Origin of the sequence: Limnohabitans sp. T6-5 (assembly GCF_003063315.1) — a bacterium.
Lineage (GTDB): Bacteria > Pseudomonadota > Gammaproteobacteria > Burkholderiales > Burkholderiaceae_C > Limnohabitans_A.
Genome location: NZ_NERV01000001.1, coordinates 1,046,194 through 1,063,464, shown reverse-complemented (window position 1 = coordinate 1,063,464; position 17,271 = coordinate 1,046,194). Strand labels below are relative to the sequence as shown.

Sequence of the window (17,271 nt, the reverse complement as noted above, 5' to 3'; positions counted from 1 at the left end):
GCAGCGCTCAACGGCGTGAAGGCAACATGGAAATTAAAACGCCGTCCTTGAGCAAAACGTGGTGAAAGATCGCAGCCACTGCATGCAGGCCTGACAACCACAAAATCATGTCGCCCAGCAGACCGTGCACATCACCCCAATCAGCCAGATCAGCAAGCGGTGACTGGGCAATGAAAGGCATCTCGTTGACGCGGATGCCACCCAACAAGGTCAGAGGGTGGCCTTCACTGCCCAGGGCCAGAAAGGCGCTCACCGGCACGGCCAAGAGCATGAGCCACAACAAGCCGTGCGTGGATTTGGCGGTCAGCTGCATCCACTTGGACATCTCAAATTGGGGTTTGCTTGGGCGCACCGCCACCCACAGCAGGCGCAGCAGCGTCAGCACCACCACCAGCACACCCAGCGATTCGTGCACCACGATGTCCCAGCGTGTGGCCGGGTCCAGACCTTGGCGCATTTCGCGGCCAAAGTGCTCAGGCCCGAGGATGAAGGCGGCGATGACCACGATGGCTGTGAGCCAGTGCAGTGCACGGCTGAAGGTGTCGTAGTGGGTGCGTGGTGTGTTCATGTTGTTCTCCCTGAAAACCCTATTGTGCTGGTCCAACATGAACGCGGAATGACATGGGTCAAGCCAATGGCACCGCAAAACGCTCGCGCAGATAAGCCGCGATCGCGGCCGAATCCTGCAGCCAGCGGATCTGGCCATTCGCTTCGGTGATCTGGAGACACGGGACTTTGGTGGCGCCGCTGCCTAGCAACAGTTGTTCGCGGTGGGCGCTGTCGTGCTGGGCGTCGCGCTTTTCAATGGGCAGCGAGAGGCGGCGCATTTCCTGGCGCACCTTGATGCAAAACGGGCAGGTGCTGAACTGGCGCTTTCTGTGTGGCGGTATTTCAATAGCCTGTTAATCCCCTGATATTCGGGGCTGCGGTTTGGCCCTTACCATCACCACTCAACTGGCCAGTGGGCCAGAAGTCTTAATCCCCTGATATTCGGGGCTGCGGTTTGGCGTTCCGGGCGATGGATGAAGCAGCCTCAAAGTTCTGGGGTCTTAATCCCCTGATATTCGGGGCTGCGGTTTGGCGACCTTTTCAGCGACGTGAAGGGTGCCGACGTGTCTTAATCCCCTGATATTCGGGGCTGCGGTTTGGCGACCTCGCAGACGAAGCTGTAAAGTGCGCAAATGTCTTAATCCCCTGATATTCGGGGCTGCGGTTTGGCGGAAGTCTTGATTGTGCTAATGTGCCTGATAGGTCTTAATCCCCTGATATTCGGGGCTGCGGTTTGGCTGTTTCCAAAGGGGACGCGCAAAAACTTTTGGCTGTCTTAATCCCCTGATATTCGGGGCTGCGGTTTAGCTATACGAAATTGAGGCAGTTGGGAACAAAGCATCGTCTTAATCCCCTGATATTCGGGGCTGCGGTTTGGCGTACCACAAAAGCAGATTTCACATACCCCACACGTCTTAATCCCCTGATATTCGGGGCTGCGGTTTGACAGAAACTCGCTGATTGATGAAACAAATGAGGCCGTCTTAATCCCCTGATATTCGGGGCTGCGGTTTGGCTGTACCGGGGTTGATCAGTGTCAAGCAACCCGCGTCTTAATCCCCTGATATTCGGGGCTGCGGTTTGGCTTATGATAATTGTGATGATTGGGCCGGCAGTCGGAGTCTTAATCCCCTGATATTCGGGGCTGCGGTTTGGCGCAAGCGATTGCAAGTCTCCAACCTTTCCAAGGGTCTTAATCCCCTGATATTCGGGGCTGCGGTTTGGCGTGAACTCGGCAGTGGCCGGTGTGACCAACTTGGTCTTAATCCCCTGATATTCGGGGCTGCGGTTTGGCTCGGTGCTGCGCGAGAACATGGCCAAGTATGCGTCTTAATCCCCTGATATTCGGGGCTGCGGTTTGGCCAAGGTTTGGTCGATATTAAAGCAAATGAAATTTGTCTTAATCCCCTGATATTCGGGGCTGCGGTTTGGCAAGAAATCATCGATCACTGTAAAACTAACTATGGTCTTAATCCCCTGATATTCGGGGCTGCGGTTTGGCGTCTATCGTTGGTCTGAACAGCAGGATTTTGGGTCTTAATCCCCTGATATTCGGGGCTGCGGTTTGGCGGAGTGGTAAACACGGACAGTACATAGATATCTGTCTTAATCCCCTGATATTCGGGGCTGCGGTTTGGCTTTTCGGCCGTTGCCGTTGCTCAAGCCCCGAAGTCTTAATCCCCTGATATTCGGGGCTGCGGTTTGGCTGCCTATATTGAATGCCTGAGATAATATATTCTCTGTCTTAATCCCCTGATATTCGGGGCTGCGGTTTGGCACACTGCTGGCTGTAGGGTACGCGGTAAAAGGGTCTTAATCCCCTGATATTCGGGGCTGCGGTTTGGCGCCCGATGGGCGAACGGTACTGGCTATCTGGATGTCTTAATCCCCTGATATTCGGGGCTGCGGTTTGGCGCGGCGGCAACAATCTTAGCGACAAAGAAAAACGTCTTAATCCCCTGATATTCGGGGCTGCGGTTTGGCAAAAGACCTGGAAGAAGTGCAACGCTTGAGGGAAGTCTTAATCCCCTGATATTCGGGGCTGCGGTTTGGCGGCACACGCAACAAATAGGAGTAAACAACATGGGTCTTAATCCCCTGATATTCGGGGCTGCGGTTTGGCTGTGGCACTGTGCATCATCGCCCTTGTCATGGCGTCTTAATCCCCTGATATTCGGGGCTGCGGTTTGGCGCTCCAAATAAAATCGGTGGAGGCCTGGGCGGGTCTTAATCCCCTGATATTCGGGGCTGCGGTTTGGCTAGTATCATTTACAATATGGTACAGTTGCAAGAGTCTTAATCCCCTGATATTCGGGGCTGCGGTTTGGCAATTTAACAATCATGGGCACCGCGTCCACATGCGTCTTAATCCCCTGATATTCGGGGCTGCGGTTTGGCCTTACAGTGATTAACGATTGGACTAGCCCATGGCGTCTTAATCCCCTGATATTCGGGGCTGCGGTTTGGCCTATAAAGCTCAGCTCCTAGCTAAAGACAACGCGTCTTAATCCCCTGATATTCGGGGCTGCGGTTTGGCCATGACCGCAACAGCAAAAACCCCGGCGATTGTCTTAATCCCCTGATATTCGGGGCTGCGGTTTGGCAGCCTAGCAAGCCAGTGCTGCACAGCATCCGGTTGTCTTAATCCCCTGATATTCGGGGCTGCGGTTTGGCGCTGGCATTCTTTAACCTGTACGACGGCCAAGCGTCTTAATCCCCTGATATTCGGGGCTGCGGTTTGGCTATTGGGCTGCAAAGATTGAATGGGTTAACCGTCTTAATCCCCTGATATTCGGGGCTGCGGTTTGGCTATGTTGACCGAAATCGGATGATCGCTAAGATGTCTTAATCCCCTGATATTCGGGGCTGCGGTTTGGCTCCTCACGTCAAAAAATCGAATGACAACAAGCACTTGCGTGATCGCCTGCCAATGAATTCGTGTCATGAAAAGCTGAGCCTGGGGTCGTCGTTTGCCATCGTTTCGGGTGCGCCAATATCCGCTTGCTTGAGTTTATCCATGAATGCATCGCACAGCGTGTTGCCGTCATCATTAAATTGTGTGCCCAGGCCCCAGATGCGGGTGTTTTCGGTCAGGGGGTAGATGCGCACATCGTCTGCACCTTCATCAATGAGTTCGCGCAGGCGGTCGATGATTGTTTCGACGTGTTGGCGCGTACCCGCCAGCAGGTAAACCGAGTACTGCAAGCGCACGCCTTCTTGCCGCAAAAAGCGCCAGACGCGTTGCAGCCGTTTTTTATCGCGGATGTCGTGGGCCAGCAGCCAGCGTTGGGCGTGGCTGTGGGGGATTTGTTGAATGAGATGGGTTTTTGGGGGCATGGTCATGGCGCTCGTGTGGTGGGCTCACAGCCAGTGACTGCGTAAAAATTGTTCAAACGCGTACATGAGCTGCCCGATGCGCTGCTGCCAGTGGGCGGCGTGGCGCTCGTAATGGCGAATCGCCCAGGGCGTGAGCTTGTCGGCTTCGGGCAACAGCGGCGCGTGGTGCAGGTCGGTGTGGGCGTGCAGGCCAATGACTTGCCCCAAGTCTTCGATCAGGTTGAGCCCCGGGCGGTGCCAGGCCAGCAGCTCGGGGGCGCTGGTGGCTTGGGCCAGTTGAGCGGCCAACTCGTGTTGGGCCAGCAATGCCAGGGCGTCTACTTGTTGGGCGCAGCCTTGACTGTGTTTCACAAAGTGGGCGTTGCACAGCGCGGTTCTGGGGTTGTGGCGGGCAGCGGCGGTGGTGGGTACGCCGCACAAAAGCAAAGTTTGCGCGGCGGTGGCGGCGTGTTGCTGAGCCAGCCATTCGGTGTAGTGGGTGGGCCAGGCTTGGTCGTCCAGGGCGTGGGTCAGCAGTTGGCGCAAGCTGGTTTCTTTGCGGCGTGCGCCCAAGCACCAGCCCAGGGTTTCGCCGTTGGTGTCCACCACGGCCAGGGGAATGCCGCTTTTCATGCAAGCCATGAGGGCGCGGGCGCTGATGTCCAGCGTGCTGCTGCACACGATTCGTGAGACGTGGTGCAGCGGAATGCGCCGCTCGGGCAAATCTTTGCGCTCAATGCGCAGGCGCTGGGCAGCGTCCAGGTCCAAGCGCTGGGCGCTGCCGTTGTGCAGGTAAAGGGGCAGGGCGTTCATGGCGGGGGTGTGCAGGGCGTGGTGTTGCATGGTTCAGTCCAATCCGTTCGGCTGGGTGGTTTGTGTGACGGTGTCGGCGACGTGGTCGGCAGGGCTGTCCCACAGGTGTGACCAAGCGGCTTGGGGGCTGCCGTTTTGCAGGGCCTTGTCCATGGCGCGGGCGTAGCGCAGCAAGCTGCGTTGGTGGTGGTGGGCTTGTTGTTCCCAAGCGGGGTAGAAGTGCCCCCGGCCTGCTTTGCTCAGCAGGCAGGCACCCGCGCCGTCGTGGCCAAAGTGCTCGGGGCGCAAGTTGCCTTGGCGAAACTGGTGCCAGACCCACAGGTCAATCAGCGGACGATAGGGCTCCATCAGGTCGCAGGCCAGCGCGGCCCGGCCGTGGCTCAGGGTGTGCAGAGCGCCCAAAGCCGGGTCCAGCCCAGCGGCCCAGCAGGCGGCGGTGGCTTGGGCGTACAGCATGGTGTAGCTGAGCGACAGCACGGCGTTGACCGGGTCACGCGGTGGGCGGCGGTTGCGGCCCGTGGCACCCAGTGCCGGGGCAAATGCGCTGAAGTAGGCTTCAAAGTACATGGCAGCAGCGGCACCTTCGAGCCCCCGCAGTTGGTCCAGCGAGTGGGTGTTTGTGTCTGCGCTTTGCAGCGTGGCCAAGATGCCCGCCAGGCGCTGCTGCCCGTCAAACAGAGGCTTGCGGATGTCGGGCCTGAGCGCTGCCATGTGTTGCAGCGTGGCGCGTTGGCGTTTGACTTTGCTGTGAATGATGCCGTGCGCTAACTTAACGCAGGCCTGTGGCTGGCTGAGCGTTAGCACTTGTTGCCAGCGGCGGCGGGCGTCGTTGTGGGGGGTGCCGGTGATTTGCGCAATTTTTTGGCCCCCGCGCCCGCCCAGTGCAATGAGGTTGACCCCGCTGTCGGCCAGGGCGCACAGCACTTTGCTGCTGAGTTGCGTGTCGGTGCGCAAGACGATGCGGTCCAGGTATTTGAGGGGCAGGCGGCGGTCGGCCTCGCCGTTGGGCGTGGTGATGTGCAGCACGCCGGTCTGAACGTTGAGTTGGCTGCCTTGACGGTCGATGTAGAGGGTGCTCATACGGGGCTTTCGGTGAGGGTGTTCAGGCGATGTGGAAGTAGTCGGCGCTGTCAATGGGCTCGGCTTGGCCCAGTTGCAGGCTTTGGCTGCGGCCGTCCAGGCGAATGAAGACCACGCGGTCGGTGTTGTCGTGGATGCGCTGGCGCATTTGGGCCAGCAGGGTTTGCAACTCGCCTACGCTGAGCCAGCATTCGTAAAAAGACTTTTGCCCACCCAGCGCGTGGTGTTGCACGTCGCGCAGTGCGCGGCGGCGGATGGGGTTTTCGCGGATGTCGTAACCCACAAGGAACAGGTGGCGTGTGTTCATGTCGGTCAGTGTCGGGCGCTTTGGCGCTGGCCCGCAATTTGGCAAGCTTGCCGATGGGTAGGCCTTGCAGGAATGAAATTTAAAACGTCTAATATGAACACTTAAATTGTTTTGAGAGTTATAAAATACTTTTTATGAATGAACGCGATACGCTCCCTTTGCCCGTCACGCGCAGCCTTGCGCGTTTGGGGCAGGCCATGTCGCTGGCGCGGCGGCGCAGGCATTTTTCTCAACAAGACTTGGCCGAGCGCATTGGTGCGTCGGTAACCACAGTCAGACGCATGGAGGCGGGCCACCCCGGCACGGCGCTGGTGCATTTCGCCCGGGCGATGCAGGTTTTTGGCGAGCTGGGCCAGCTGGACCAGTTGCTCGATACGCCCCAAGACACCATTGGTCTGGCCTTGATGGACGAGCAGTTGCCCCAGCGGGTGCGCAAGTCGCGCAAAACACCAGAGTCTGGGGCGTTTTGATGGCAACACCCAGTGCTTTCAAATCGGGGCCTGTGCGCAAGAACTTGGATGTTTTTTTGGGGCAGGCCGAGAGCCCGCTGGGACGACTCATTTTTGTCAAAGACGGACAACGCGAGTTTTCTCAGTTTGCGTACAGCCCTGCGTGGTTGTCGCACCCACGCTGTTTTGATGTGTCGCCCGATCTCAGCCGCACCATGGGTTATCAATTACACAAGCCACCAACCCCAAACGACAGCTGTTTTTGGGGGGCATTGGCCGACACCGAGCCTGACGCCTGGGGCCGCCGGGTGATTGCGCGTGCGCACGCAAAGGCTCGGGCCAAAGATGCGGCACTGGCACCACTGACCGAACTGGATTATTTGGCTGCGGTGGATGATTTCAGCCGCGTGGGGGCGCTGCGTTTGCGCAACGAACAAGGTCAATACCTGCGCAGCGTGGCCGATGGTGAGCGCACCACACCCGCGTTTTTGGAGTTGGAGAAAATCCTGAGCGCATCGCGTGCCGTGGAGCTGAGTCAAGAGACGAGTGCAGACTTGGCGTATCTGCAGGGCAAGGGCACATCTTTGGGCGGTATGCGCCCCAAATGCACGCTGCAAGACACAGATGGCTCGTTGTGTTTGGCCAAATTCCCCAGTGTGGGTGACGAGCGCGCCGTGACGCGTGGCGAGGTGTTGGCCTTGCACTTGGCCCGCTTGGCGGGCATCGACACCGCTGCGGCGCGGGTGGTGATGGTGCAGGGTGCCCCGGTGGCGGTTGTCAAACGCTTTGACCGAACGCCTGAGCATCAGCGCATTCCCTACATGTCGGGTGCCAGCTTGCTCCAAGCGCGTCGTGATGACGAGCATTCGTATACCGAGATTTTGGATGTGATGCGGGCTAAATGTGACGACTACACCCGCGATGCGCGGCAGTTGTGGCGCAGATTGGTGTTCAACCACCTGATCACCAATGTGGACGACCATCTGCAAAACATCGGCTTTTTGTACAGCGGCTACAACTTGTGGCACTTGTCGCCTGCGTTTGATTTGAATCCGTTCCCTGACAAGGCGCCAGAGTCGAAAACCTGGTTGAGCGAGGACACGGGGCCGATCACCTCGGTGCAACAGTTGATGGCACAGGCGTTTCGATTTGAGTTGACGCCCGGCCAAGCTCAAACGGTGCTGGCTGAGGTGCTGGCTGCTGTTGTGCGGTGGAAAGAGGTGGCCACGTCAGCCGATGTGGGTTTGCAAGCCGCTGAAATTGCAGATTTCAGGCCTGCGTTTGAACATGCAGCACGGCAAGAGGCACAAACCCTTTTGGCTTAAGCGCCGAGTCGGTAGCGCCCCAAGCCCATGACGGTTTCCTTGCCGATGTGCAGTTGCTCACCCATTTGCAGCAGGGGCAGCAATGCCTGCAAGTCTGCTGTGGGGCCACTCAAGCTGGCGCTGCCGATCAACCCACCCAAAGGCAGTTTTTGATTTTGGGGACCCGAGTGCCTTTGGATGTCGTGCCACTGCAGTTGGCGCGTGTCGAGCGTGCAAGCTTGTGCATGGCTCAGCAGATCTTGCTGCGAAGGTGTTGGCGTGCACGCTTCGGGCTTTTGAACGCTGATTTGCTGCCACTGCAATTGCCTGCGCAGCAAGGCGCGCACCAGGCCGAGCGCATCCAGTTGTTGGGCTTTGAAGACGGGTCTGCCTTGGTGCTGCAGGCGCATGGGGGTGAGCCAGCGCAAGATGATGTGGGTTGCCGCTGGGCCACTTAAGGGGGCGCGTGTTTGTGCCGATGCTGGCGGCATGGGGACTGGGTTGATTTGTATGCCCAGCAACTTGAACACGCCGGGCGCAAAGAGTTCTTTTTCGACGGCGTTGCGCAGCGTGTGTTCGATCAGGCCATGGTGCGCTTGGGTGCCGGGCATGAGCAGCAAATCAAAGCTTTGGGTTTGCCCGGCGTGCAGTTGGCATGCGCCCAGCGCTGGGGGTTGCACCAGATAGCGCGGCAGGCCGTCTCTGAAGGAGGGGTGCAGCGGCTGGGCAGGGGCCGCAGGGTCAAACACCACGCCATAGGCACAGCTGTGGCGCAGGGGGCAGCCTGTGCATTTGTCTTGGCCGGTAATGCAAGTGGCTTGGCGCAAGGCCCGGCCAAAGGCACCGCGCAGTGTGCTGCCCGCAAAGTGGGGCCAGGCCACGGTTTGGGTGGCTTGCAGGGTGGTGGTGATGCGGGTGATGCTGTGCATGGCGAGTCTGTTGAGTGGCGTGCCGGGTCAGGCTTTGGGTTTGACCCACTGTTTGAGGCGCTCGCCCAGGCGGTTCAGGTCGCGGCCGGCCACGACTTCGATGTTCAGGGCTTTGGCCAGGCGTTGCTCGGATTCGCGCAGGGGGCGGTAGGTGGCCAGCATGCCGCGTGTGCCCAGGCCGCCGATGCGGCGGCAGTTTTCGGCCAGTTTGTACAGGGTGTCGTTGGCCTTGAGGTCACCTTCGTGGTTCATGCGGGCGGTTTTGCACTCGACCATGAACAGGCGGTTGCGGGCCATGAAGGCGACGTCGATTTCGTTGGGCTGGCCGCTGTCGCCCAGTACTTGCAGGTTGGCCGCTTTGTCGCGGATGGCCAGGTCGCCCGTGACTTGGCTCACGCTTTGGTAGACGTGGTGCTCGATCCAGCCGCCGTTGGCAAAGCTGCGGGCGGCTTCGGTGGCAAAGACGAGCGTGTCGCCTTGGCGTTTGAGGACTTGGGCTTGCTCGAACTTGCGCAGCAGCGCGTCCAGGCCGTGGTGCTCGCGCTGGCGGGGGCTGAGGGTGACGCGCAGGCTGCGTTGGGCTTCTTGGCTCAGGTGGTTGAGTTGGCCAATGGCTTCTTCGAGTGAGCCGACGTTGATGATCAGGTCTTGCAGCAGGGTTTGCCAGGCGGTGTTGGGCTGGGGCCGTTCGATGCCTTCGGCCAGGGTGAAGCCGTAGCCACGCAGGTAGTGGCGCAGGCGCAGTTGCTGGGTCAGGGCTTGGGCGGGCCGGGTTTTGTCGAGCCAGATGATTTGGTCGGTGTCCACATCGACATAAAACGCGGGCCAGCCTGCCGCCTGGGCCACGGCTTGTGCGGCCAGGGCCATGAGTTTGTTGCCGCCGGTCACGTTCAGCGCGATGGCTTGGCCGTCGCGTTGTGTGGCGACGTCCATCAGGATGCTTTCGAGTGCGGCCATGTTGTGCTCGTCGGGCAGGGGCACGCTTTGGGTTTTGATGCCCGACTCTTGCAGCACAGCTTGCAGCGCCTGGGCGCGGTGCGCCATTTTTTGACTGACCAGCAGCACGGCTTCACGGGGCTTAATGGCCGGGTCCAGCGCGGGCAGCAAGTTGGGCGCGGCTTGCTCGGAGACGAGCATGAGTTGGATGGGGTGGATGGCGGCAGGGGTGGTCATGGTGAAGTGGTCAATTCGGGCAATGGGCTGGGCGAGACGTGAAAAGCTTCAAGCCGTGCATGGCATTGGCGCAGTTCGTCGGCACTGAGTTCGCGTCCGCGCCAGTGGGCGGGCAGGTCCAGGCTGAGGTTGAAAAACCGTGCGCCTTGGCTGCAGACGGCAGCGGCCAGGTGCACAGGCAGGGTGCCGATGACGGTGTCGCCACGCTGAATGAGCGCTGTGTCCAGATGGGTCAGATGCTGGTCGATGCGCAGGCCTTGCTCTGCGGCCCATGCCTTGGCACCGGGGTGGCGGCTGATGAAATAGGTTGTCATGGGCTCAGGCTTCGCCCCGCAGCACGGCGAGTTTGAGCTTTTTGCGCTCGTCTTTCATGTCCACTTCGACAACCTGGGGCAGCCATTCGGCCAGCGCTTCGGCGGCGGAACGCTTTTCTTCGGCGGTCCAGTCGGCACCCTCAAGGGCGGCTTTGGACAGGGCGCGGGCTTTGGCGTGCAGGTCGGTGTTGGCTTTGTCTTTTTTGCCGTTGGCACCCATGGCAACCAGCTTTTGTTGGCAGGTTTGTACAAAGGTTTCGATTTGGCGGGCGTTGTCGCTCAGGCTGGCCATTTTGGCGGCTTGCTCGGCGGCGGCTTGTGCTTGCACTTGGGCGTTGGCCAGTTTGGCTTCGGCCTTGGTGTCGCGGTCCATGGCCCCGTAGCCCACCGAGGTTTTGGCCCCAAAGCCCAGCCAGCCAAAGGCGTGTTCAAAGGCTTCGGTCAGCAGTGCTTTCCAGCGGTCCTTGTTGGCCAAGTCGGGGGCCAGGTGTTCCAAGCGGGCGCTGTCGCACACCACATGGAAGGCAAATTGCGACTTGGGCGGCACCGTTAAAAAGCTGATGGGGTTGGGTGAGCCGCTGTCGTGTGGGCTGTTGCTGCCTGCAACGTCTTTGTCTTGGTAGTAATGGCTTTGGTGCGGCGTCATGATTTCGACCATGAGGCTGTTGCCTTCGATTTGCGGGATCACGTCCCAAAAGCTGAGCACGCCGCGCAGGTGGTTTTCACCGTCCAGGGCTTCGCTGCCAAAGAGCACGTCGAGGTCGCTGGCGTCAAACAGGCGTTGGCCTTGTTTGTTGTGGACTTCGTGGCGCAGATCTTGAGCGTGGTGCCATTCTTGGCTGTCCCATTGGCCGCTGGCCAGTTCTTTGGCGGCTGTGCGCAGCACGCCTTTGACCCCGCTGGCTGCCAAATAAGGCAGGCCGTAGGGGTTGAGGAAAGCAAAGCCGTTTTCGAGCGGGTGCTCATTGCCCAGCCCGGTGGTGAACGGGGCTACGGCGGTGGCGTGCAGGCGCAGGCCTTGAGCAGGGGGCATGTGGTCAAAGATTTGGTTTTGACGTTGAAACATGGCTTTGCCAATGTGCTTGTCGGCGGCGCTCAATGCGCAGGCCTGTTGCAGGGCGGTGACTTTGTTTTCTTTTTTGACTTCGCGCTCTTGCTGCTGCTGGCCACGCACTTCGTAGGCGATGTCGTGGGTGCTCCAGAGCAGTTCTTTGCTGCGCTGGTTGGTGCCCCACAGGGGCAGGTACATGCCAAATCGCAAGCCGGGTGAGGCTTGGCTGAAATCTTTGCCCAGGTATTCGGGTACGGCGGCAATGGGCATGTCAGGCTTTCTGGTCTTGCTTCACGCGGGCTGAAGACATTTGGCGCATCCAGCGCAGCCAGGCGAAGGCTTCGGTGGTGATGGCTTGGTAGTCGGCGGGGTTGGCTTTGAGCAGCGATTGCATGAACAGCTCAAAACCGGGGTCGCGGGCGACACCGTTGAAGCGTTGGTTGAGCCAGGTGCGCAGGTGGGTCGCTACCAGTTCATTGGCTTTGCCTTTTTCATGGCAAAAGGCCAGCACTTGCATGAGGCCGCTGTTCATGATGAGCGCGGGCAGGCCTTTGGCGATGTTGACGTGTTCTTTCTCGTACTTTTCGCATTGGTTCCATGCGTCTTGCGCACGCTGTTGTTCGAGCGTCAGGGGGGCGGTGGATTGAGTGCTGGGTGTTGGCGTTGGGGCAGTGCCGCTGGTTTTGCTGCCAAGGCTCAGGGTTTTGGGGGCGTTCATGTTTCGGCTCCTTGGGCTTAAGCGGTGAGCACCGTGGCAGCCACCAGGCCGCGCCCGGTGGTGGCGTCGCCGCCCACTTGCAGCAGTTGGCTGTGCAGCACGGCTTTCATGTGGGCCATGACGATTTGGGCGTCAAGTTTTTCTTCTTTGGCGCTGCGGGTTTGGCTGGCCAAGAGCGGGGCGATCAGCAGTGCTTCGGGCGGCAGGTTTTCGGTGTAAAACAGGCCGCCGTCGCTGGCGGTGCCGGTGGTGTCGTCGATGCGCACATGGGGCTCGATCAGCATGGCGTGTTGGCTGAAGTAGTCAAAGTCGCTGTCGCTGAGCACGACCAGGTCTTTGGCCATTTTTTCTCGGAAGAAGCTGTAACCGTCGCCTGCTGGCATGGCAGCGTTTGCCAGATCTTGGGCGATGGTGTTCAGGGCGGCGCAGGCTTTGTCGGCGGCGGCGTATTCAAAGGCTTCGAGGTGCAGTTGGTTGCCGCTGCTGCCGCCGAGTTGGGTGGCGTGGACCGTGAGGCAGTGGCCTTGTGCCACTTCGGGCAGGGTAGGCCAATGGCGTGCCAGGCCCAGGTGGGCCAGCAGGCGCTGGGCGCGGGCGATGGCTTGGGGGCAGGTGGCGTAAACAAAGCCGCCTTTCAAGCTGCGCACGGGCAGGGCCACGATTTGGGCGTCGCCAAAGCTGACGGCTCCGGCGTGCAGCTCGGCGCTGCCCGATTCGGGACCAAACAGGCGGGTGATGTGGTTTTCGTCACCGCCCAGGCTTTTGAAGCTGTGGCGCACCGCGCCTTTGATGCCGCTGCCTGCAAAGCAGGGGTGGCCGGTGTGGCGTTCGCGCTGAATGGGGTTGTCGATGACGCCAATGGCTTGGCCTGCGCCCATGTGCACGGGGCTGACGGCGTACAGAAAAACGGCGGCTTTTTGTTCAAACATGAGAAGTCCTTGGAGCTTGAAATGAGGGTGTTGGGTGTTGCGGGTGTGGCAGGTGTTGGGCGGTCAGATGCAGTCGTAGGCGGCAAAGGCAAAGCGGTTGAAGCCTTCGGCGCGGCGGTGCGTATCTTCACAGGCATCCGACCAAAAGCCGTTGTCGGCAAGCTTGCCGAGCGCTTCGGGTGTGGCTTGCAGTTGGTCGAGCCAATAGACGCTGCCGCTAGGGGCGCTGCGCAGGGCTGCTTTGGGTTGCCCTTTTCCGTTGTTAGCGGCCAAGTCCCAGCCCGAGATGGTTTCTGAGCGCGGCACGGTGGCGCAGACCAGGCGGGCACGCACGCCTTGCAGCGTGAGCCAGTGGTGGCCGTCGGCTTCGAGTTGAAAGCCGTTGGGCAGCCAGCCTTGGGCAAACAAGCCGGGGGTGGTGAGCACGACGCGGCAGCGGCCTTGGGTGGCGATGGCGTGCAGGTCGGCCTGCGGGGCTTGGTGGTCCACGCTTTGGCTGCTGGCGGCGCGGCCGTCACCGCCCAAGCGCAGGCTGCCTTGCGCGGGCAAGGTGGCACCGCGCACGCTGGCCACAAAGCCGACGCGGGGTTTGAAAGCCACGGCTTGGGTGGTGAAGAGTTTGCCGTCGTCGGCGCTGCGGGTGTCGGCGTTCAGGCCAATGCCCACGCGCGAGTCGATGGCCCACAGTTCGCTGGTTTTGACGAGGTCGTGTTCGGCGTTGGGCAATTGGCCGTTCAGGTAGCGCTGCCAGCCTGTTTGGCTGAGCCACAGGCCGCTGGTGGCTTTGCGCCGTTCGGTTTCGGCCAGCACGGGCACCTGGGCAAAGCCGCTGGAGCTGAGCAGGCCCGTGTGCGGCGTTTGGGGGCGCAAGCTTTGGATGTGTTTGGCGTCACCGTCTTTGTCGGTCACGACCAGGTCGGCGGGCAGTGCGTGCAGGGTTTGCAGCGAGCCATCGTCAAGCTGGCGGGCCAGCGTGAAGTCGGTGAGTGCAAAAGGGCCTGGTGCAGCGGGTGTGCCCAGGCTGGGGTGGGTGATTTGGCCTTTGGCAAAGGCGGCCAGGTCGGTGCCGTCTTGCGCCAGCAGGTGGCTGCGCAATGCGCCTGCAGCGGCCGATGGCCAAGGGGGCACCAGCGATTCGCCGTGGCTGCCGGGGTCGCCAAAGAGTTTGTTGCCGCGCAAAAAGAGCACGTCGAGTGGCTCGATGAAGCGGTGTTCGGTGGGGTGTGGGGTGGCGGCGCTCATGCGTTGGTTTCTGTGGATTCGTTGGTGGTGTGGGTGTTGGCCGTGGTGGTGCCTGCGCGGGTTTCTCGGGCCAAAAATTCGGCCACGCCCATGAAGTTGGCGAGCCAGTTCAGGCCTTTGCTTTTTTGTTCGGCGCAGAGTTGGGCCAGGCGATGGGCCAAGTCGGGTGCGTTGTGCTTCGCATCGCCTTTGGCTTGACGGTCGAGTTGGTAGGCCAACAAACTGGCCAGCATCTCGGTTGTGGCCGAGCCGGTGGGTTCGGGCAGGTCGCGCATCCACTCCAGGCTGTTGTAGACGGCACGGCGGCTGGTGCCATCAGCACGCAAAAAGCCGATCAGGTCCTGCAGCAGGTTGACGGGTTCGCCCCATTTTTCGGTCAAGTAGAGCGCACCGCCCGAGCGTTTGACGATGGTGATGGAGAAAGCATTTCTGCCGCCCTCGTTTTTGGCGCGTTTTTCGGCAGCGCGTAACTCTTGCAGCACAGCACCCAGCGGGGCTTGGTGGTGGGCCACGATGGCGCCGGTCGACGCGGTGGCGTGTTCGCCCATCATGCGCATGAGTCGGCCGTTGAGCCAGGCAAAACCTTTGTTGAGCACCAGCCGCTCACGCACATCGCCTTGGCGGTCACGCACCATGCCCCAGTCGGTTTGCGCGTCTTGCGGGGCGCTGCCGCTGTAGGCGTGGCGCAGGCGTTGCATGGTGCTGAGCAGGTCGGCCGTGGGCAGCATGGCCAGCACGTCGTCACCCCCGGCGTAAATCACGCGGCCCAGGTGTTCTTGTTCCACGACATGGCGCACCACGATTTGCGAGAAGTCGTTGAGTGCGCCCGAGATGGCCAGGTGCCGGTTGGGGCTGATGGCGCGGGGCTGCTGGCCGTAGGCCTTGAGGGCTTTGTGTTGGGCCGCTTGCGCGTCAAAGCCTTTTTGCACGTTGGGGTGAAAGCTGTCGCGGTAGGGGATGGCGGTGTGGGTGGCGGTGTCGCCCGAGAGGATGGCACCCATGCGGTCGCCGTCCATCATGATCAGGCTGTAGTAGGTTTCGAGTTGAAATGGTTTGTCGCTCGCAGCGTGGCCTTGTTGGAGCGTGTTTTTGACGATGCCTTGCACCTCAATGAGCACTTGTGGATCGTCTTGGTCACGGGCCGCTTCAAGCAGGCCGGGTAAGCGTTTGATGTCGCTCACAACGTTCTCACTGAAGCCGTCTCGCTGGGCTTGTCGAATTAGGCGACTGGGCAGGGCCACGGGTTCGGCTTTAAATTTTTCAGTGGTGTCAGAAAAACCCGGTGCGGTGTGGGCACCGCGTTGCAGCCATTGTTCCATTTGGCTGGCCAGCGCCATGGTGTGGGTGCTGACCACAAAACGCCCGCAAGCCTTGCCCGTGGCTTGGCTGACTTGGTCGGCAAACACGGTAGGCCACAGGCGTTTGAGCGCCGACAAGCCGCCCAGGTGTTCACCGGCTTTGGCCCAGGATTTTTTGGCCTGGTGGACCTTGGCCCAGAGGGTGTCTTTTTGCTGGCGGTAAGACTTTTGCAATTGCGCCGGGTCGGTGGTGAGCCATTCGCTTTCGCCCGTGAGGGAGCAGCGCCATCCGTGTTGTGGCAGTTGCGCAAAGGTGCGCGAGGCTTTCGCGGCGGCCAGGGCGCGTTCGGCCAAGTCAAACACCGCCGGGTAGAGCGTGCCGGGGTTGGGCGACCAGAAAGTGGTGCGGTCGTCCCAAGCCATGTCGTCTTTGAGCACTTGCCAAGCGGGGCTGGCCAGAAAGCCGCTGGGCTGGTCGGGTGCCACGCCAAAGAACGGGGCCATGGCCGCACTCAGCTGGGTGGTGTCGAGGTCGTTTTGTTTGTCGGCGTTGCGCGGGTGGATGAGCGAAAACGGCACGGCGGCCCAATGCACCTCGGGAAAGCCCGCAAGTTGCTCGCGCATTTGTTGGTGGCAGTGCTGCTCGGCCCCAGTATTCAGGCCTGCGGCGTCGAGCAGGCGTTTGACCACATCCTGGCCAGTGGATTGCAGCCAGTCGCGCACGGCTTGTTCGCACTGCTGGGCAATGGCTTGTGCTTGCGATGCGGGAACCACGGCCACAAAGCGGTTGGGCAGGGCGGCGCTGAACAGGGGGTTGGCGTCGGTGGCACCCTTTTGCCATTCGCAGTCTTTGAACAGGTCTGCGGGCAGGTGCATTTGGTCACGCAGCCACTGGTCCACTTGCGGGATGCCGCGCAGGCGGGGAAACAGCACGGCGTCTGGCCCGAGCGCTTCGCACAGGGGGCGCATGCATTCCCAAGCCAGGCGAGACAGCAGGTGCGATCCGGCCCACAGGTCGCTGGTGGAGCGTGCGGCGGCGATGAAGCTTTGCACCGGGCCGAGGGAGACGGTGAGCAAGGCGACTTCTTGATGCGAGTCGGCCGCGAAGGCTCCGGCAAAGGCGCTGGTCAGGTCCAGGTGGTCCCAGATGCTGTGGTCGGGCACGCGGGTGTCGGCGGGCAGTTGGTGCCACAGGGCACCCAAAGTGCCGTTGTTTTGCTCTTCGCTCATTTCGGGGGCAAAGCGCCACAGGGCCAGCAGGGTGCGGCGCATGTCGTGCGGCTGGTCGCCCTGAATGCCCAGTGCTTTGAGCAAGCCCAGGTGGTGGTCCAGGCTGCGGTCTTTGATGTCCGCCACTTCGGTGTCTTTGAGTTGGCCCAAGTCGATTTGTTGGCCAGTCAGCGGGTGAATCAGCACGGGTTGGCTGCTGAAACGCACTTGCGAGCCAGGAGCCACTTTGAGGGTGACTTCTTTGCCCGTCTTCGTGGTGACGTCCAGCGCTTGCATGGGCCATTGCGGGCGGTCTGCGGCGGCGGCCCACCAGTCGGCGCGCTGCACGGTTTTGTACATGCCCGTGGGCAAGCTGGCTTTGAACAGCAGGGCGCTGAGCGTGCGCTGATCGGCGTCTTCGGTTTCGCTGTAGTTGCGCAGGCCCATGAGGCGGCTGAGCGCCAGCGAGGTGCCGTTTTCGTGGCCGGCCGGGTCGCGCATGAGGACCAGCGCTTTTTCGGCCGGGTCGTGGATGCGGGCGGCAATTTTGGTGTGCCAAACGTTGTCTGGTGTGGTGGGGTGGGTCATGGT

Annotated in this window: 16 protein-coding genes and 1 CRISPR repeat array; of the genes, 2 read left to right on the top strand and 14 right to left on the bottom strand. The window is 60.8% G+C overall.

The features are described from left to right. Positions 1-7: 7 nt before the first annotated feature. The 6 genes from B9Z51_RS04600 to B9Z51_RS04575 form a co-directional block, all read right to left on the bottom strand. Complete coding sequence (locus B9Z51_RS04600; RefSeq protein ID WP_108372164.1) at positions 8-568, bottom strand: cytochrome b; 561 nt, start codon at positions 566-568, stop codon at positions 8-10. Between the two features lie 58 nt (positions 569-626). Continuing rightward, on the bottom strand, positions 627-890 hold the full coding sequence (locus B9Z51_RS04595) for a glutaredoxin (protein ID WP_255419292.1): 264 nt from the start codon (positions 888-890) through the stop codon (positions 627-629). Positions 891-899: 9 nt separating this feature from the next. Beyond that, positions 900-3,426: direct repeats of the CRISPR family, unit length 36 nt; unit sequence GTCTTAATCCCCTGATATTCGGGGCTGCGGTTTGGC. Between the two features lie 63 nt (positions 3,427-3,489). Next, entirely contained in the window at positions 3,490-3,885 is a 396-nt protein-coding gene (gene cas2 / locus B9Z51_RS04590; protein WP_108372736.1) for a CRISPR-associated endonuclease Cas2, read from the bottom strand. A gap of 24 nt (positions 3,886-3,909) precedes the next feature. After that, positions 3,910-4,707 carry a CRISPR-associated endonuclease Cas1 gene (locus B9Z51_RS04585; RefSeq protein ID WP_108372163.1) on the bottom strand — a complete coding sequence of 266 codons (798 nt, stop codon included), beginning with the start codon at positions 4,705-4,707 and terminating at the stop codon, positions 3,910-3,912. 3 nt (positions 4,708-4,710) lie between these two features. After that, positions 4,711-5,757 carry a CRISPR-associated endonuclease Cas1 gene (gene cas1 / locus B9Z51_RS04580; RefSeq protein WP_108372161.1) on the bottom strand — a complete coding sequence of 349 codons (1,047 nt, stop codon included), beginning with the start codon at positions 5,755-5,757 and terminating at the stop codon, positions 4,711-4,713. Between the two features lie 22 nt (positions 5,758-5,779). After that, positions 5,780-6,064, bottom strand: a complete 285-nt coding sequence (locus B9Z51_RS04575; RefSeq protein WP_108372159.1) for a CRISPR-associated endonuclease Cas2 — start codon at positions 6,062-6,064, stop codon at positions 5,780-5,782. A 134-nt stretch (positions 6,065-6,198) separates the two neighbouring features. Here B9Z51_RS04575 and B9Z51_RS04570 point away from each other — a divergent pair, with 134 nt between their 5' ends. Both B9Z51_RS04570 and B9Z51_RS04565 read left to right on the top strand, forming a co-directional pair. Further along, a complete protein-coding gene (locus B9Z51_RS04570; protein WP_108372157.1) occupies positions 6,199-6,534 on the top strand; it encodes a helix-turn-helix domain-containing protein in 336 nt (111 codons plus the stop codon). Continuing rightward, positions 6,534-7,838: a type II toxin-antitoxin system HipA family toxin gene (locus B9Z51_RS04565; RefSeq protein WP_108372155.1), complete on the top strand. Its 1,305-nt coding sequence runs from the start codon at positions 6,534-6,536 to the stop codon at positions 7,836-7,838. The genes B9Z51_RS04570 and B9Z51_RS04565 overlap by 1 nt, the downstream gene beginning before the upstream one ends. Here the strand turns inward: B9Z51_RS04565 and cas6 are convergent. The 8 genes from cas6 to cas10 form a co-directional block, all read right to left on the bottom strand. Continuing rightward, positions 7,835-8,746 carry a CRISPR system precrRNA processing endoribonuclease RAMP protein Cas6 gene (gene cas6 / locus B9Z51_RS04560; protein ID WP_108372153.1) on the bottom strand — a complete coding sequence of 304 codons (912 nt, stop codon included), beginning with the start codon at positions 8,744-8,746 and terminating at the stop codon, positions 7,835-7,837. The genes B9Z51_RS04565 and cas6 overlap by 4 nt on opposite strands. A gap of 27 nt (positions 8,747-8,773) precedes the next feature. Then, complete coding sequence (locus tag B9Z51_RS04555) at positions 8,774-9,919, bottom strand: Card1-like endonuclease domain-containing protein (RefSeq protein WP_108372151.1); 1,146 nt, start codon at positions 9,917-9,919, stop codon at positions 8,774-8,776. Beyond that, a complete protein-coding gene (csx16, locus tag B9Z51_RS04550) occupies positions 9,916-10,233 on the bottom strand; it encodes a CRISPR-associated protein Csx16 (RefSeq protein WP_108372149.1) in 318 nt (105 codons plus the stop codon). Before csx16 ends, B9Z51_RS04555 begins: the two co-directional genes overlap by 4 nt. Positions 10,234-10,237: 4 nt before the next feature. Further along, complete coding sequence (gene cmr6 / locus B9Z51_RS18510) at positions 10,238-11,554, bottom strand: type III-B CRISPR module RAMP protein Cmr6 (RefSeq protein WP_199227446.1); 1,317 nt, start codon at positions 11,552-11,554, stop codon at positions 10,238-10,240. A 1-nt stretch (position 11,555) separates the two neighbouring features. Then, entirely contained in the window at positions 11,556-12,002 is a 447-nt protein-coding gene (locus B9Z51_RS04540; protein ID WP_108372147.1) for a type III-B CRISPR module-associated protein Cmr5, read from the bottom strand. A gap of 17 nt (positions 12,003-12,019) precedes the next feature. After that, a complete protein-coding gene (gene cmr4 / locus B9Z51_RS04535) occupies positions 12,020-12,931 on the bottom strand; it encodes a type III-B CRISPR module RAMP protein Cmr4 (RefSeq protein WP_108372145.1) in 912 nt (303 codons plus the stop codon). A gap of 63 nt (positions 12,932-12,994) precedes the next feature. Continuing rightward, positions 12,995-14,173 (bottom strand): type III-B CRISPR module-associated Cmr3 family protein, encoded by a 1,179-nt coding sequence (locus tag B9Z51_RS04530; protein ID WP_108372143.1) that lies wholly within the window; start codon positions 14,171-14,173, stop codon positions 12,995-12,997. Continuing rightward, positions 14,170-17,268, bottom strand: a complete 3,099-nt coding sequence (cas10, locus tag B9Z51_RS04525) for a type III-B CRISPR-associated protein Cas10/Cmr2 (RefSeq protein WP_108372141.1) — start codon at positions 17,266-17,268, stop codon at positions 14,170-14,172. The genes B9Z51_RS04530 and cas10 overlap by 4 nt, the downstream gene beginning before the upstream one ends. Positions 17,269-17,271 lie beyond the last annotated feature (3 nt).

Coding starts and splice junctions, on each gene's coding strand:
- cas6 (WP_108372153.1), bottom strand. CDS start 8,746: ATGCACAGCATCACCCGCATCACCACCACCCTGCAAGCCACCCAAACC.
- cmr6 (WP_199227446.1), bottom strand. CDS start 11,554: ATGCCCATTGCCGCCGTACCCGAATACCTGGGCAAAGATTTCAGCCAA.
- B9Z51_RS04540 (WP_108372147.1), bottom strand. CDS start 12,002: ATGAACGCCCCCAAAACCCTGAGCCTTGGCAGCAAAACCAGCGGCACT.
- B9Z51_RS04555 (WP_108372151.1), bottom strand. CDS start 9,919: ATGACCACCCCTGCCGCCATCCACCCCATCCAACTCATGCTCGTCTCC.
- cas10 (WP_108372141.1), bottom strand. CDS start 17,268: ATGACCCACCCCACCACACCAGACAACGTTTGGCACACCAAAATTGCC.
- B9Z51_RS04575 (WP_108372159.1), bottom strand. CDS start 6,064: ATGAACACACGCCACCTGTTCCTTGTGGGTTACGACATCCGCGAAAAC.
- B9Z51_RS04530 (WP_108372143.1), bottom strand. CDS start 14,173: ATGAGCGCCGCCACCCCACACCCCACCGAACACCGCTTCATCGAGCCA.
- B9Z51_RS04565 (WP_108372155.1), top strand. CDS start 6,534: ATGGCAACACCCAGTGCTTTCAAATCGGGGCCTGTGCGCAAGAACTTG.
- cas2 (WP_108372736.1), bottom strand. CDS start 3,885: ATGCCCCCAAAAACCCATCTCATTCAACAAATCCCCCACAGCCACGCC.
- B9Z51_RS04585 (WP_108372163.1), bottom strand. CDS start 4,707: ATGCAACACCACGCCCTGCACACCCCCGCCATGAACGCCCTGCCCCTT.
- cas1 (WP_108372161.1), bottom strand. CDS start 5,757: ATGAGCACCCTCTACATCGACCGTCAAGGCAGCCAACTCAACGTTCAG.
- B9Z51_RS04570 (WP_108372157.1), top strand. CDS start 6,199: ATGAATGAACGCGATACGCTCCCTTTGCCCGTCACGCGCAGCCTTGCG.
- csx16 (WP_108372149.1), bottom strand. CDS start 10,233: ATGACAACCTATTTCATCAGCCGCCACCCCGGTGCCAAGGCATGGGCC.
- cmr4 (WP_108372145.1), bottom strand. CDS start 12,931: ATGTTTGAACAAAAAGCCGCCGTTTTTCTGTACGCCGTCAGCCCCGTG.
- B9Z51_RS04600 (WP_108372164.1), bottom strand. CDS start 568: ATGAACACACCACGCACCCACTACGACACCTTCAGCCGTGCACTGCAC.